The 14,642-nt window shown below is 61.5% G+C and carries 13 protein-coding genes; 4 read left to right on the forward strand and 9 right to left on the reverse strand.

All coding sequences use genetic code 11. From position 1 onward, the window contains the following. Positions 1–6: 6 nt before the first annotated feature. A complete protein-coding gene (locus ACQB61_RS07255) occupies positions 7–1,809 on the forward strand; it encodes an NAD(P)/FAD-dependent oxidoreductase (protein ID WP_430512084.1) in 1,803 nt (600 codons plus the stop codon). 67 nt (positions 1,810–1,876) lie between these two features. Here ACQB61_RS07255 and ACQB61_RS07260 read toward each other — a convergent pair whose 3' ends face one another. From ACQB61_RS07260 to ACQB61_RS07275, 4 genes are all read right to left on the reverse strand, one after another. Continuing rightward, a complete protein-coding gene (locus ACQB61_RS07260; RefSeq protein WP_430512085.1) occupies positions 1,877–2,734 on the reverse strand; it encodes an MBL fold metallo-hydrolase in 858 nt (285 codons plus the stop codon). Continuing rightward, positions 2,710–2,913 carry a twin-arginine translocation signal domain-containing protein gene (locus ACQB61_RS07265; RefSeq protein WP_430512086.1) on the reverse strand — a complete coding sequence of 68 codons (204 nt, stop codon included), beginning with the start codon at positions 2,911–2,913 and terminating at the stop codon, positions 2,710–2,712. The genes ACQB61_RS07260 and ACQB61_RS07265 overlap by 25 nt, the downstream gene beginning before the upstream one ends. A 148-nt stretch (positions 2,914–3,061) precedes the next feature. After that, positions 3,062–3,976, reverse strand: a complete 915-nt coding sequence (locus tag ACQB61_RS07270) for a LysR family transcriptional regulator (RefSeq protein ID WP_430512087.1) — start codon at positions 3,974–3,976, stop codon at positions 3,062–3,064. A gap of 49 nt (positions 3,977–4,025) precedes the next feature. Beyond that, the gene (locus ACQB61_RS07275) at positions 4,026–4,511 is read right to left on the reverse strand and encodes an Rrf2 family transcriptional regulator (RefSeq protein ID WP_430512088.1); all 486 of its coding nucleotides are present in this window, start codon (positions 4,509–4,511) and stop codon (positions 4,026–4,028) included. Between the two features lie 109 nt (positions 4,512–4,620). On the opposite strand from ACQB61_RS07275, the gene ACQB61_RS07280 reads away from it, so the two are divergent. Both ACQB61_RS07280 and ACQB61_RS07285 read left to right on the forward strand, forming a co-directional pair. Further along, positions 4,621–4,974, forward strand: a complete 354-nt coding sequence (locus ACQB61_RS07280; protein ID WP_430512089.1) for a class I SAM-dependent methyltransferase — start codon at positions 4,621–4,623, stop codon at positions 4,972–4,974. Continuing rightward, positions 4,962–5,303, forward strand: a complete 342-nt coding sequence (locus ACQB61_RS07285) for a class I SAM-dependent methyltransferase (protein WP_430512090.1) — start codon at positions 4,962–4,964, stop codon at positions 5,301–5,303. The genes ACQB61_RS07280 and ACQB61_RS07285 overlap by 13 nt, the downstream gene beginning before the upstream one ends. 314 nt (positions 5,304–5,617) lie before the next feature. Here ACQB61_RS07285 and ACQB61_RS07290 read toward each other — a convergent pair whose 3' ends face one another. From ACQB61_RS07290 to ACQB61_RS07310, 5 genes are all read right to left on the reverse strand, one after another. Continuing rightward, positions 5,618–6,094 carry a hypothetical protein gene (locus tag ACQB61_RS07290; RefSeq protein ID WP_430512091.1) on the reverse strand — a complete coding sequence of 159 codons (477 nt, stop codon included), beginning with the start codon at positions 6,092–6,094 and terminating at the stop codon, positions 5,618–5,620. Between the two features lie 239 nt (positions 6,095–6,333). Next, positions 6,334–8,250: a DUF1998 domain-containing protein gene (locus ACQB61_RS07295; protein WP_430512092.1), complete on the reverse strand. Its 1,917-nt coding sequence runs from the start codon at positions 8,248–8,250 to the stop codon at positions 6,334–6,336. Positions 8,251–8,294: 44 nt separating this feature from the next. Next, complete coding sequence (locus tag ACQB61_RS07300) at positions 8,295–11,552, reverse strand: DEAD/DEAH box helicase (protein ID WP_430512093.1); 3,258 nt, start codon at positions 11,550–11,552, stop codon at positions 8,295–8,297. Next, on the reverse strand, positions 11,549–12,910 hold the full coding sequence (locus ACQB61_RS07305; protein ID WP_430512094.1) for a hypothetical protein: 1,362 nt from the start codon (positions 12,908–12,910) through the stop codon (positions 11,549–11,551). The genes ACQB61_RS07300 and ACQB61_RS07305 overlap by 4 nt, the downstream gene beginning before the upstream one ends. A 50-nt stretch (positions 12,911–12,960) precedes the next feature. After that, the gene (locus ACQB61_RS07310; protein ID WP_430512095.1) at positions 12,961–13,944 is read right to left on the reverse strand and encodes a hypothetical protein; all 984 of its coding nucleotides are present in this window, start codon (positions 13,942–13,944) and stop codon (positions 12,961–12,963) included. A gap of 302 nt (positions 13,945–14,246) precedes the next feature. Here ACQB61_RS07310 and ACQB61_RS07315 point away from each other — a divergent pair, with 302 nt between their 5' ends. Then, entirely contained in the window at positions 14,247–14,513 is a 267-nt protein-coding gene (locus tag ACQB61_RS07315) for a hypothetical protein (protein WP_430512096.1), read from the forward strand. Positions 14,514–14,642: the final 129 nt, after the last annotated feature.

Here is a 14,642-nt window from a genome sequence, read left to right on the forward strand (position 1 = left end):
GATGACATGCTTGATACCAGCCCCGCGACAAAGATCGATACCGTACTTGCCAAGCTCGGCAAGGCGCTGGAGAGCGGCAACATAGAGGCCGCCGTGAACCTGTTTCAGGCCGAATGCTACTGGCGTGACCTTGTGACCTTCACCTGGAACCTGAAGACGCTGGAAGGCCACGGCGAGATCCGCAGCATGCTCACCAGCCAGCTGGCGGCTATCAAACCCTCGGATTTCGTGCAGGACGGCAAGGAGGCCGCGTCCGAGGCGGGCGGCGTCACCGAAGGCTGGTTCGAGTTTGAAACCGGCGCGGCCCGCGGCTATGGCCATATCCGTCTCAAGGACGGACTGATCTGGACCCTGCTCACCACCATGAGTGAACTGAAGGGCCATGAAGAGCCAAAGGGTTTCCGCCGCCCCATGGGCGCCGAACATGGCCATGACCGCAACCGCAAGACCTGGAAGGAAAAGCGGGAGGCAGAGACGGCCGAACTTGGCTACTCGGTGCAGCCCTATGTGGTGATCATCGGCGGCGGGCAGGGCGGCATCGCCCTTGGCGCACGCCTGCGCCAGCTTGGGGTGCCGGCCATCATCATCGAGAAGAACGAGCGGCCCGGCGACAGCTGGCGCAAGCGTTACAAGTCGCTCTGCCTGCATGATCCGGTCTGGTACGACCATCTGCCCTATATTCCGTTCCCGGAGAACTGGCCCGTCTTCACGCCCAAGGACAAGGTGGGCGACTGGCTGGAGATGTACACCAAGGTGATGGAGCTGAATTACTGGGGCTCCACCACGGCCAAGTCCGCTCAATATGACGAAAAGACCGGCGAATGGACCGTTATCGTCGACAGAGCCGGAGAGGAAGTGGTGCTGCGGCCAAAGCAGCTGGTGCTGGCCACCGGCATGTCCGGCAAGCCCAATGTGCCGAAGTTCCCCGGGCAGGATGTGTTCAAGGGCGAGCAGCAGCATTCCTCGCAGCATCCGGGTCCGGATGCCTATGCTGGCAAAAAGGTGGTGGTCATCGGCTCCAACAATTCGGCGCATGATATCTGCGCCGCGCTGTGGGAGGCAGGCGCTGACGTCACCATGGTGCAGCGCTCCTCCACCCATATCGTCAAGTCGGACTCTCTCATGGAAATCGGCTTGGGCGACCTTTACTCCGAGCGCGCCGTTCAATCCGGCATGACAACCCGCAAGGCCGATCTCATCTTCGCCTCGCTGCCTTACCGGATCATGCATGAGTTCCAGATCCCGATCTATGACAAGATCCGCGAGCAGGATGCCGACTTCTATGCAGCGCTTGAAAAGGCCGGCTTCATGCTCGATTTCGGCGATGACGGTTCCGGCCTTTTCATGAAGTACCTGCGCCGCGGCTCGGGTTACTACATTGATGTGGGCGCCTGTGATCTCGTCATTGATGGCTCGATCAAGCTGAAGTCCGGTGTGGACGTGTCGCATCTCAGCGAAACCGGGGTGGTGCTGAAAGATGGGACGGAACTTCCGGCCGATCTGGTGGTCTATGCCACCGGCTACGGCTCGATGAACGGCTGGGCCGCAGACCTCATCTCGCGCGAAGTGGCCGACAAGGTCGGCAAATGCTGGGGTCTTGGCTCAAACACCACCAAGGACCCCGGCCCCTGGGAAGGCGAGCAGCGCAACATGTGGAAGCCGGTGCAGCAGGAGGCGCTGTGGTTCCATGGTGGCAACCTGCATCAGTCCCGCCACTATTCGCAGTATCTCTCGCTGCAGCTGAAGGCCCGTCACGCCGGGCTCGACACACCGGTATACGGCATGACCAAGCCGCATCACCTGTCCTGATCCGGCCCACCCCCAAACCACAAGCCCCAAGGCGCCCGTACTCCGGGCGCCTTGGAATGGCAGACAGCTATTTGACGATCCCGCCCTCGCCATCGGAGTAATTCACCGGCAGCCATCCGTAGTGCTGACCGTCCTGGAGAACGTTACCGATGCCGGGAAATGCGATGTGCGCGCCCGCCACGAGGTATCCTTCGCTGACGGCTTCGGCGAATGCGCGCTTGCGCGAGGCGACTGCACGCGGCCCGTCCACATCAAATTCGATGGTCACCTCCGGCTCCTTGAACTGAACAATATCGCCATGGGTGATATCGCCCCAGAACACCAGCTTTCGGGCCCCGCTTTCCACGACGATGGAACTGTGGCCTGGCGTGTGCCCGGGCCGCAGGATCGAGCGGAAGCCCGCAATGACCTCCGCATCATCCTGAAAGGCCACCACTCGGTCTTTCTGAAGATACGGCCGCAGGCACTCCTCCGCTTCCTGGAAAAGTTGCGGGTTCAGGCCCTCCGGCCGGGCAGCTGCGGGCGTCTCCAGCCAGAAGTCCAGCTCACGTTTTGGAACATGAAGGGTTGCATTCTCGAACAGGGGTTTGCCGTCGCGGATGAGCCCGCCGGTATGGTCTGTGTGGACATGGGTCAGGATCACATGATCGACCTGTGCAGCGGTGTAACCGGAGGCTTCAAGATTGGACAACAGATGCCCCGCCTCTGCACCCAGATAGTGTCCGGTGCCCGCATCGATAAGGATGAGCCGCGTGCCGTCATTGACCAGAAACGCGTTGACGGAAGTATCAGTTGGAATGTCCCGGTACGCCTTGCGGAGCAACAGGGCTGCGTCCTGCGCCGTAACGTCCCGGTACATCTGCGGCAGTGGAAGCGGCAGTGTGCCGTCCAGAAGTGCCGTCACTTCCAGATCGCCAAGCGCCATCCGGTAAAAGCCAGGTGCCTGGAACTGCTGCTTGGGAGCCGCCGCGAAGGCGGAGGAGGGAGAGTGGGCAGGGCTGCGGCAGTGGCCAGGACCGAAGCGCCCTTCAGGACGCTCCGTCTCGTGATGCTGTTCATGAAAAAGCTCCGTCGGAAAATGACGCCGCCGGCCGCCTTTCTCATTTCGAAAAGGGGCCAAGCAGCATGTGCGAGGCGAAGCTAGGGTCTGGCAGCGAAGGAGATTAGCCTGTGATGCTGGATCTCACTGTCAAGAATCCGGTTACAATGGTTGCGGGACAGACGGCGGTCCTGGGCTGTGTCTTCCTGTGGTTCAGGGCAATTTGAGGACTTCGTCAAGGTGCTCCGTCAGATAGTCGATGAAGGCCCTCACCTTCAGAGGCTGAACCCGGCCGCCTGCTCTGACCGCATACAAGGTGGCATCAGGTCCGGACCATTCCGGAAGGATGCGGACGACGTCGCCGGTCTCCACCGCGGTGCGCACGAGATAGGGATTTGTCAGCTGAATGCCTTGCCCCCTGACCAGAAACTCCAGCAGGGCTTCCGGGTCTGAGGCAACGACCGCCGGGTTGATCGGATATTCGGCAACATCGTTCTGCGCCATCAGCGGCCAGGAATGTTCGGGCCTGCCGTAGAACAGCTGCGTCACGAGGCAATCATGGTCCTTCAATTGCGAAGGATGGTCCGGCGTGCCGCGCCGCTCCAGATAGTGGCGCGAGGCGTAAAGGCCCGTGCCGATATCGGCGAGACGCCGGGCGGCGAGGTTCGAGTCCGGCATCTGGCCGTTCCAGAGACGGCAGGCCACGTCGATGTTCTCGTCCACGATGTTCCTGACGCCGTGGTCGAGCAGCAACTGCAGCTTGACGAGAGGATAGGTCTCGCGAAACCCTGCGAGAAGCGGGGCGAGGGTTTTGATGGCCAGCCAGTTCGGTGCAGTCACTCTGAGCCAGCCTGACGGCGTGCCATGGACCTGTTCAACTGCGCTCTCGGCATCCGCAATCAGCCCGGCCAGGCCCCGGCACCGCTCGAAATAGATCGTCCCGGCCTCCGTCAGCCGGATCTTGCGGGTGGTGCGGTGGAGAAGCTTGACCCCCAGCCGTTGCTCCAGATCCTGCACCTTCTTGCTGACCCGTGCCTTGGACGTCCTCAGGCTTTCGGCCGCCGCCGTAAAGCTTCCCCGCTCGGCAACCTCAATGAAGGCCAGTGTATCGCTCATGTCCCGCAGCATCTGATACTTCCTTCAAGTCTCGTGGACCGGCCGCATCTGCTGGGCCAGATCAGGCCCTCTTTGGGGGAGGAAGAGCCGAGCCCCTGGCAGCATAGGCCCTGTTGCCGCATGCCTCTGAGAACGTTTCCTCAGGCTGCGGCATGAGCTGATCCAGTGTCACCTCAGCGAACCGGGCCAGCAGCAGGCTCTGCGCACTTTGCAGGCTGCCGGCCAGTGCCGCATTTGTGTTTCTTTCGATCATGCAGCCGGGATGGGCGCTGCGGGAGCCGATGGCGAATAGCGCCGGGCGGCCGAGCGCCTCATAGACGGCAAGCAGCGTGATCTCGCCCAGCGGCCTTGCCAGCTGCCAGCCCCCGCCGTGGCCTTTGCCGGAGGTGACGTAGCCCGCCTTGCGCAACCCGGCCATGGTCCTGCGGAAGACGGCCGGGTTGGTGCCCATGCTCCTGGCCAGAACGCCGGAGGTCAATGGTTCATCGACCTGTCCCATGTGCAGGAGCACATGCAGAACATCCGAAAGCCTCGTGTCCTTGTTCATTACCTGCCTCTGCACCGGCCATCATGCGGCTGCATGACATGTATCAGTTGTTGATACGTGAGGAAATGCCATGTTATGAATCAATTGAAGCTACATGAAAGGATACCCCATGACCCGCACGCCCGATCCCTTCATGGACCCGGCCGCCGTCGCCTCCTACCTTTGCGATACGCCTCGAAAAGTGCCTGGGCTGGCGGACCTTCATAAGATGACGGCGCTGCTCATTGCCGAGAAGGCGCCTCGCGCGGCACATGTTCTGGTGGTGGGGGCAGGCGGCGGGCTGGAAATCCGGGCCCTGGCGCAGGCGCAGCCGGACTGGCTGTTCACGGGTGTCGATCCGTCGCCCGCCATGCTGGACATCGCCCGGCAAACACTCTCTGACTGTGCGGAGCGGGCAGATCTTATTCAGGGCACCGCCGTTGACGCCCCCAAGGCCCTTTTGACGGGGCCGTGTGCCTTCTGACGCTGCATTTCCTCAGCAGGGACGAACGGCTGCAGACCTTGCGGGAGATTCACAGCCGCCTCAAGCCGGGCGGCATCTTCGTTGCCGCCCACCACTCCAGCCCCGGCGGCGAAGCCGAAACCTGGCTGGCCCGCTCTGCAGCCTTTGCCGCAGGCGCAACTGCGGATCCTCACAAGGCCGCAGCATCGGCCAAAGCCATGGCCGCACGCCTGCCGTTGCTCTCTCCAGCTGAAGAAGAAGACTGTTTCCGGGACGCCGGCTTCAAGACGCCATCCCTCTTCTACGCCGCCCTGTCCTTTCGCGGCTGGGTCATGAGCGCAGGAGGGTGATGGCATGGGGGGCATGACATGGCCACACCCAAAGAGAGGGCCGACTGTCTGGTAATTACCGTCTCAGGACACGCCAGTCAGCCCAGCGCATCGCATGCACGATCCCGCTCAACACACGGCGGTCATCAAGATGCTTCATACTACGAACGCCTATGGGCAAAAGAGGTTTGATCCGAGTTCATTGTGCATCCGAAAACCAAAAGAAATCAGATATCTCACTGCCTCCTAAACACAGGCAGTGAATCACAGTCAGATCAATCTGAGCCCCCAGTTAATGGCCTAACTTGCTGTACACAAATCCGGCAGCAGCTCACTCAGCGCTCCTCAATGAAGACGCTGCACTCCTTCGAGTGAGACATGAGATTGTCGATCCCTGCGGTCACGTCCCATCTTAAATTGACCCTGGCCTCGTCGTCGACGGTTTGGATGGTCACAACGCGATCATGGAAATGACGGTCGCGCCCAGAGCGGTGATGGAGCTCGGGCGTAACCGTGATTCCGGCAGACTGCAGCTCATCGTGCAGCGCGCTGGACTGGGCTTGCGGCGTGTCCGGTTCACCATGATCGGGATTCCACACTACCGCGAGCCGCGCTATGTCAACGTCGGCTGTTCTAGCCGCTGCAACGAAACTTGCGAGACGCCGGCGGTTATGCGGGCGAACGCCGCACCAAGGATCTTCGATCTCGAGTGCGACGCGGCGTCCTGCAACGCCCTGAAATAGTGCCGTCAGGACACGGGCAGTCCCCGGCTGGAAGCGGAAGACGCGCAAGCGTTCAGTGAGCCCAGCCAACGGACCGGGTAGCGGTTGGACGTTATCTTGAACAGATGCGAGCCAGCTGTTGCCTACTGAACATGAAAACAGATGGCTCGTTCCCATAAGGGGGCCAGCAAGAGCCGCTGCCGCGTCCTGCTCCGCATAAAAGGCATCCACGGAAGCGTCGGAACCGCGCCCTTTCAGGATGCACAAGCGGGGCGCATGCGCGAAGTCTGAAGCATTCAGGGTTCCGAAACGAAGCAGACCAGATTTCTCTAGGGGGCAAGTCGATCGGCAATTTCTCGATCAAGGCCCGTGGGCGTACCCACTTCAACTGCTCCTGGAGGAAGCAGGTAAAAGGCATGCCGATTTGGTGCATCCTCAAGCCAATTCTTCAGTGTCACGGAACTTGCCAAAGCTTCAATGCGATCTTCTGCCCCCCATAGCTTCGGGGACGAGACGGCGACAAGTGATGCTCCTTCAATCCGCACCCTTAAAGTCGCGGCTGAAGTTTGCGCCACCGGGATGGCTGCAGCGGGGGCGTGAGAGGGACGCGGCGATGCTTCCACAAGAAGCGCACGCAACCAGTCTAGTACAGGATGACGGTCAAACTGATCCCAGTGGACTTGGTTGGAGTAGTCATTCAGGCAACGCGAACAACTCGTCTCGCAGGCTGAGCCACGAGGGCAATCCAGGACCGCGATTGCTCGACCGAGCAGAACGCGAGCAGAAAAGCGGGAGTCGTCAAGCAGCCTACGGCAGTAGCCGGCACCGCCTGGGACAGAGTCCGATAGGATGATCAGCGGGGCCGCACCGAGAAGCTCAACAGTCGCGCGGAGGTCTCTTGGGTCGGTTTCAAGAATGTCCGCTGCCGCAAGTCTCAGTGCCTCAGCCAGCGTTCTAAGGAAACCATCCCGAGCGGCCCGCCGTTCGGTTTCCGTGGGGCGATCAGAAAAGTCAGGGACAGGTTGATCGATGCGGATCCCTCGAAGATCGGTTTCGAAAACATGTGCGAGATCCACGGGCCAGCGGAGGGATTCAACCCGGCACCGATCTCCGGTCCGCGGATTCTCATGTAACGCCCGGATCTCGGCGCCGCCAATTGCCTCTTGGGGCGCCGGTCTCGCGTGCTCGCAGGACGGGCACCAAAGATAGCCCGCCCCTTGCGGCCCGCGGTTCAAGACGAGCATGCGGCCAGGCTGACTTCCTTCCGGTGCAATTGCTGGCGCGAAGAAATGCTTGATGCGTGCGAGGTCCGAAACCTGGAAGTCCTCAGGGCGCGCTCGAGTAAGGAGGCGCGCTTCGTCGACGGGGCGCACTCTCAGGCGGGTCGCGCCGGGGTCTCTACCCTGCCGGTCGGCATATGATGTCAGGAACCCGACGGGTTCAACGAAGGCGCGGCGAGGGCCACTGGCCCGTGCGCCGCACTGAGGGCAGTTCTCACCAAAATTACCCCGCTCGTGATGTATTTCTGCATGCTGGCACGTTGGACAAACGCGATGTAAACCACGTTCCATCCAAGCATCGCCGGTGCCTACCGTGGCTCTCCGTGCGATGCCCGCGGACGTCCAAATTCGGCCACCGGCCACGACTTCGGCCCCCGGCGCATATTCGGCGATCGCCAGTGCTGCGTCCCGATCGAGCTGCAACGCTCGATCATCCGAAGCGGTGCGAGCGCCTCGTTCCGTGACAATCTCTAGGTGAATCGAGTGAACCGGGAAGCTGTAAGTCGGTATGACGGCAGCACGCGACAGGGCCTCAACCAGGAATCGATCAAGATACCGACGCATGTCGCCCAAACGGCCATTCATGCGACCGGCAGCGCGGGAGCGGGCCTGCTCGTTCGCATCCGGACCATCGAGCGCGGCACGTGCCGTTTCGTAGGCGTCATTGAGCTCGCGCCAGCGAGCGCAAGTAGCCCGGATCCAGCGTGTTATCTCTGCGCGCGCGTGCTCAGTCAGTTCGCCCGTGACAAGGCCTAGATGGTCAAGTCTTGCCGGGAGAGTGGAAGCCATGCGCTCAGCAACCGCACGTGCGGCAACACCCGCTTCCGAGGCGAGCCATGCGGAAAGATCTGCCAGAAGAGTTTTCTCCACAGCCTCGTCCAAGCGCTCCCCCAGCACATCACGCAGACGCGGAGCACCTGTTCGCTCGTGGCCTGCCAAGCGACGATCCAGCCAACCTGCCAGCATGCATGAGACCTGGTGCCGTCGGAAAAAGCTTGGGTTATCCAATGTCAGATATGGGGTGGGGGGAGTGCCTCGAGATAGCCACGCAGATCGTTGAACTGTGCTTGATCGTATCGGCCGGACCTCGCCATCATCAAAGCAACGGGCGCGGCCTGCGCGCGGCGGCCTGCACGGCCGGCGCGCTGCTGATAGTTCGCAATGCCTGGCGGGACGTTCCGGCAGAAGACCGCTTCCAGCTCGCCCAGATCGACACCCATTTCCATTGTCGTGGTGCAGCTGAGCAAGTTGATCTCACCCTGCCGGAAACGCTCCTCGATCTCGGATCTTTCCGTCGTCGATATGGCGGCAGTGTGCTCCCGAGCTATTCCGCTCAGCGGCTGCCCTTCATAGCGAACGAGGTAATGATTGCGTCTGCGCATCTCGTCCCGTTCTTCAGCTGAAAAAGGAACTGTGCGTCCAGTACAGCGCCAGGCGGTACATACGCCCCCGAGATCGATCTGGCTGGACGCCCCGCAACTTTCACAGCGGCGCAGTTGTCCTTCCGTAGTAGCAGCGAAACGCATCGCCGCTAAGTTCAGCACATGACCGTGTCCCCCGGGTAGAAGGAGACGGTGACGGGGCCGCGTCGCCTCTTCCCAGAAAGCGGAGAGAATGTCTCTCGCTTGGCCGTCTGAGATTCCAAGCCTGTCGGTCAGCACCCACAGTGGCCGATTGGGCCGTCCCGGTTCTGGGAGCAACGTTCGCAGTCGGCGGCTCTGGTGCGTCCGCGACAATGACCACGAAATGTCCGCGCTCGCCAACCCCTCGCCCCAAATGGACTCGTCTGTTAGGTCAATGTTCTCCAGCGTGTTGATCGCTCGCGATTGCCGAATGAGGTCGAGCAGAAAGCGTACCAGGGCCGGGACTAGGCCTCGGTACTCAGGCGGAACCCTTTCGGTGAGTCGCTGAGCAATCCTCGCATCTCCCTCATATTGCACGGTGATAAGGCCGAGGGATTCGAGCGATAGCCGCAAAGGCCCACCACAGAGTTCAGCTGCGATCAGGGCCATCAGGCGGTCTTTCGCGGCGCTGCTGCTTAGAGGTTCTGGATTGCGGCGATCATATAGCTTGAAGCCGGATCGCCTGAGCTGCGTCCAGACACCATCGCGTAGCCCCATGAGGTCCAAAGTTTCGTTGGTCTCTCGACGCAGCGCCTGGACCATGGCAGCACGAAGCGCTTGATCCCGAGCCGTACGCTCGAAGAATGGGGCGAAGAACGCTGCGTCCTGCCGGTTGTCTGCAAAGACGAGAAGGTTCCGCCCTTGCATAGGTGCTTCCGATGACCGCCCCTGCGGCGGAGGCAGGGCCTCAAGCAATGCCTGAGCCGTTACCGACGCGAGCGCATCGTCACCAGGATGGATCGGAGTAACAGGCTCAGCGAAGCGTCCGCCAGTCGCTCCGCAAGAGAGGCATTTCCGGACGTAGCTTCTCCGTTCCTCGGCATCGTCGCGCATCGGCGCTTCGGCAAGGGAGAGGACGCCCTCCTCAGGGCCGTCGGCCAACTCGCCAGTGTCGGCGAAGAATTCGAAAGGAGGTTCCTCCTCGGGTTCCTCGTCCAGTTCGTCAAGGTCTATCTCTGTCGCGGCCTCTCCCGCCCTGATCAACCTCAAGACCCGGCGCTTCGCCCCGGGACTGATCTCGGGACGGGGGTGAAGCATTGTTCCATCGTCCCAGCCCTCGACGTAGGGCTCGCCGCAGTTGCGGCAGACGAGAAGGGGATAGGTCGGGGCACCGTCGATGTGCGTGCCATTGCGAGAAAGCCTGAAGTCCGCCCAATTCTCGACGTCGCTTGCAGAAAGCTTCAGCGCGACACCCTCCACGCCCGAGGCGGCGAGATGAAAGCGTGCCGGGAGAAGTGGAAACGCGCCTGGGATGGAGGGTCGTGCCAGAACGCCCAGTGAGATCAGAGCCGTAAGAGCTGTCCGTGCAGTCTCTCCAGACTCTGACGTAAAAACCCGCGCCGCGAGATCAGCAAATGGCAAAGCTCGCTCCTTGAGCGCACTGGCTGCGTCGCGAACCTGTGTGATGCCGGCTAGCCGTGCAATAAGCGCTTCGCCGAATGGTTGTGCAGTGTCGAGGAGTAGCGCACAGAGGCCAACCTCCCGCATCGCCTCGTTCCAGTCCTCGGTCAGGTGATCGGCGTTGTCAGCTGCGAGGCATCCTTGCTCTCGCAATTCTGAGAGCACCCCTCCTGCCGTTGCCCAGTCGGACGCGGAAAGTGCTTGTAGCTCCACGTCGTCGGTCAAAGCTGGATGCAGCCGACGTTCGGCTGTAATGACCGCGCCATCTCCGCTAGGGAACGGTTCCCCGAACAGGTCTTCTGCGAAGCGAGCGAGCTCTTCGCGCTTCGCTGGATCGAGGCTTGCGGATGTCCCGACACAACGGATTTGCCCTTGAGGTATGCCGAGCCGCGCCTTCAGCTTTCGCAGGAGGAAGGCGACTTCGATGGCTTGAGCCCCCGTATAGGTATGGACCTCGTCTAGGACAAGCCAACGGACGTCCGCACCGGCAAGCAATGCTCGGTTTCGCGGCAAAAGCAGGATGTGCTCGAGCATGGCGTAGTTGGTGACGAGGATGTGCGGTGGGTGCTCAAGCATCTCGCCCCTGGCGAGACGCCAATTTCGCGGAGCATGGCGGACATCGGGGAAATCGGCCTGAAAGGTGGGGGTGGATATCAACCGTGCTTCTTCCTCCGATCTCGTCGCATCAGAGCGGACCTGCCCGGTGAAGCGTCCGAGCGTGATGCCAGGATCACCAAGATCCCGGAACAGGAGCCGGGCAATACGGTGCATCTGATCGTTTGCAAGGGCGTTGAGAGGATAGACCAGAATTGCGCGAACGCCGGGCCGCTCCAGTTCTCCCTGACGTAGGAGATCGTCGATCAATGGGAAGAGAAAAGACTCAGTCTTGCCCGAGCCGGTACCCGTGGCGACGAGGTAGTTTTCGTCGCGACCAATGGCTGCTGACTGGTGTAGGTGAAGCCGTCTACGCCAGAGGGATCGCCCCTCTTCGCTTTCGGAGAGTGCCGACCAAGCACCGTGCAGTGCCCCATTGCCCACCAGTTCTTCAATACTCCCGCCCTTCTCGAAGTCTGGCAGGCTCTCGACGAATGGGCCGCGCACCAATGCCGTGCGTGCGCACGCGTCGGCCACGGCGCGTGACAGACGGGGCGCTCGCGCTGATGACACTGCAGCGGCGGTTGTGATGTACCGCGCCAGCGTCGCACCGAGGTTGTCCTTGAAACGGATTGGGTCGAGTTCGGTCATGGACGTTCCTTGGCGATTTGCCAGAGCAATAGGTGGAAGGCGAAAAGTTCAGGTGCGAGGCGAAGCATAAAGGCGGTGCTGGTCAGAGCTTGCGCCACTGGCATGCTCGCCCGCGCAGAAAGGGCATCAAAGTACTCGGGCGCCTCGTTCAGGCGGCTTTTCCGTGCAAAGCCAGAAAGCAGGGCCGTGCCCCATAGATCGACCTGAGCCGGCTCCTCGGACTCTTGACTGCGGTGCGGCGCAGGTGGGCGGAGCTTTTCGGGCGCCAGGCTCCAGGCGGCATGCATCAACCGTTGGAGGGATCCTTGGCGCCGGCTGTTCGGGCCCTCTTCGGCGGTGTCGTCGACGAAGAGGCCGGCGGCGTCGAGCCGCTCGACGAGCCGGAGATGTGCCGCGCGCCAATGGTCGGGCCCGAGCAGTGGCGTACCACGCCAGAACCATCCCGCCGATGGGTCCGTGTCAAAAACCTTCAGAAACTGAAAGTAGCGACCCGGATCGAACTTCTCCAGACGCGCACCGGTCTCATTGGCTTGCCTCCAATTCTCAAATCCAGGGAAAACCGCCGCGTGAAGATGAGACAGATCGCGAAGGCGCGCCGTATCAAGTGTGGCCAGCGCTGCCAACTCGGCGACGCCGGGATCGTTGGACGCCGCCAGCGAGGCAAATGCCTGCGGTGCTGCAGCGTATAGATCGGGAGCGAACTGCAGAGGGTGGAGGATCGGCACCCAGCCGGGTGCCGCGTGGTCAGGAGGCGGCAAGCAGGCCGCTCGCATAACGGCTCCATCGCCTCCACGGCGTTCGCGCAGTCGGCGGCCGAGTTCCTGCCAGCGTGGCACCAGTGTGCGCTCCAGCGTTGGCCAGCACTCTGCTGCGTAGCAATCTGACAGCCAGCGGCTGAGAACTTCGAACCGACGCTGAAGCTCTCCGCCCTGCACGAGTCCGTCTGCCGCCGGATTGGCAATGGCGACGGCAAAACTGTCGCCTCGCGAATTGCGCAGCGGTCGCCAACCATCGCGTCCTTCGGGGCGGATTAAGAGACGGGCCAGACGCGGGCCATCATCAAGCCATTCGGTATCGATGGTCAGTTCGAGGCTGTGCGCGTCGTTGTCGCTCACCTCGGCATGGAACCAGTCTGGCCGACGCGTCGCCACCGGCCGATGCCGAAGGGCTGCTTCGGCAAAAACAACAGCGCCGGTTTCTTCCTCGACCTCGATAGCCACTGCATCGACCGGCTCTCCGAATTTCAGCTGCAGTCGGACTGCGCTGCGAGCGGGAAGGAGGTTGATTGCCTGCGGCGCCAGTGCTGCGACCAGTTCGAATAGCAGGACTTCCGATCCGTTTCCGCGCTGAAGCAACACACGTTCGTCGGAGGCGGGAGCCAGAAGGTCCTGAACAGCAAGACTGCGGGTCAGCCCCCATAGAATGGCCTATCTTCGCGTCTTCCACGAATGATCAGCTGTGCCTTCTGGTCAGGGCACCGGATGCTGATGGTATCGAAGCGGTCTTCTTCACCAACCGAGAGCCGCGTGCCAAGCGGGAGCGGGGTAACACCTCCTTCTGCACGGCGCCTTGATACGGTGACATCGGGCCAAGGCAGATCAAAGGGAACATGTACGCCTTCGATCTCGAATACGACCCGTGCAACGCTGTATCCACCGCCTGGTTCAAGGCATAGGCGCCCCTGGTCGTCACGACCGACGTGGAGGCATTCATCCTGGACGAGGTTGCGGACTTGGCGTTCGCTGTGGAACACGATGCCGTCCGAGCCGCCGAAGCCAGGCCATACCCATGCAGCAAGCGTGATCCCGGCCCCATGAGAGGCGGTACCATCGGCGCTTGGCGCCATCAGTTCCATCCGGAGGCGCACCGGGTCTGCCGCCTCAGCCTCTGCGAAGCCTGCGAGCACCTCTTCCATCCCGATTTCACCAAAACCGTCATCTGAAATCGATACCTCGACGAGGCATGACTGCACACCGAGTGTGACCCGTACCGCACGTATCTCGGAGCGCCCCAAGCCAGTTTCGATCCGGAGGCGTGCAGAACGCCCATGAAGTGCGCCCCTTGGACCATTTGCGATTTCGTCTCTTGCCAAAGAAAGGCGTCTTCTCGGACGGGCCTTGAGACCCGTTTGCAGGCCGTCGAGGTTGAGCACTACAGGGCGCGGCCCCAGTACTGCGAAACCGACAAAACTATCGGCTTCCGGTTCAAGAGCGAGTTCGCCTGCTATCGAGAATGGCGCCCGCGCCAGGAGAACGATGTCCGTTGAGTCCAGTTCGATATCGACCGAACCTTGTGGGATCTCGCGCAGATAGTGACCGGTGATCCTGTCGCACGCGGCACATCCCCTTGAGTGAGGAGCTCGAGTTGCCCGGTCTGGCCAGAGATTTCCCAACGGAGCTCGCGGGGCCAGGGCTGAGGTAGTATCCAGTCCTCACCACCGCGCAAACGGAGCGGTCGTTGCGCGCCATCGAGCCAGAGGCGAATTCGCCCCTCGCTTCGGGGCAGTCTCAACACAAGCCCACCAGATTGCCAATGGAAGCGCGGCCTCGGTGCCCGCGCCTCGCTTCCTCCCCGGCTAGATGTTGGCCGTGTTTCTTTCAGTCTTTGGTCAAAGACTTCCTTGAAAGACCTCTCGAACTCGATTGCAGGGACGAAGGCCTCTGGCTCTTGGCGTATCCGTGTAAACAGAGCGGCATGCCACGCAGTTTCGTCCCAAAGGATCGCACGGCGAAGGACGTTGACCGCAGGAGGCAAAAAATACAGTGCGTCGTCTTCCCAGCGGTTGAGCAGCACCGTCGTTTCGACAGGAGGCGGGCCAAAGGCCGCTTCCTGTCTCAGAAACGCGTCGATCAGGTGTGGAAGCTGCGCTTGGCTTACGCCGGCATGAAGAAGGTACACGTCGACATCGCGATCGAAGCCTCGGGTAGGCAAACCGAACCGGTCGCAAACCGCACAGAATGAGCGGAACAGCACCTTGCGATGCGGCTGGTAATCCAGCGGAACTTGGAGAATGTCGGCGATGTGTGGGTATACCGAATGGCCAGCGTCTCCATATCCTTCGCTTAGAGAATTGGTAACGAGCCATGCTGC

The organism is Pannonibacter phragmitetus (assembly GCF_050510895.1).
GTDB lineage: Bacteria > Pseudomonadota > Alphaproteobacteria > Rhizobiales > Stappiaceae > Pannonibacter > Pannonibacter phragmitetus_B.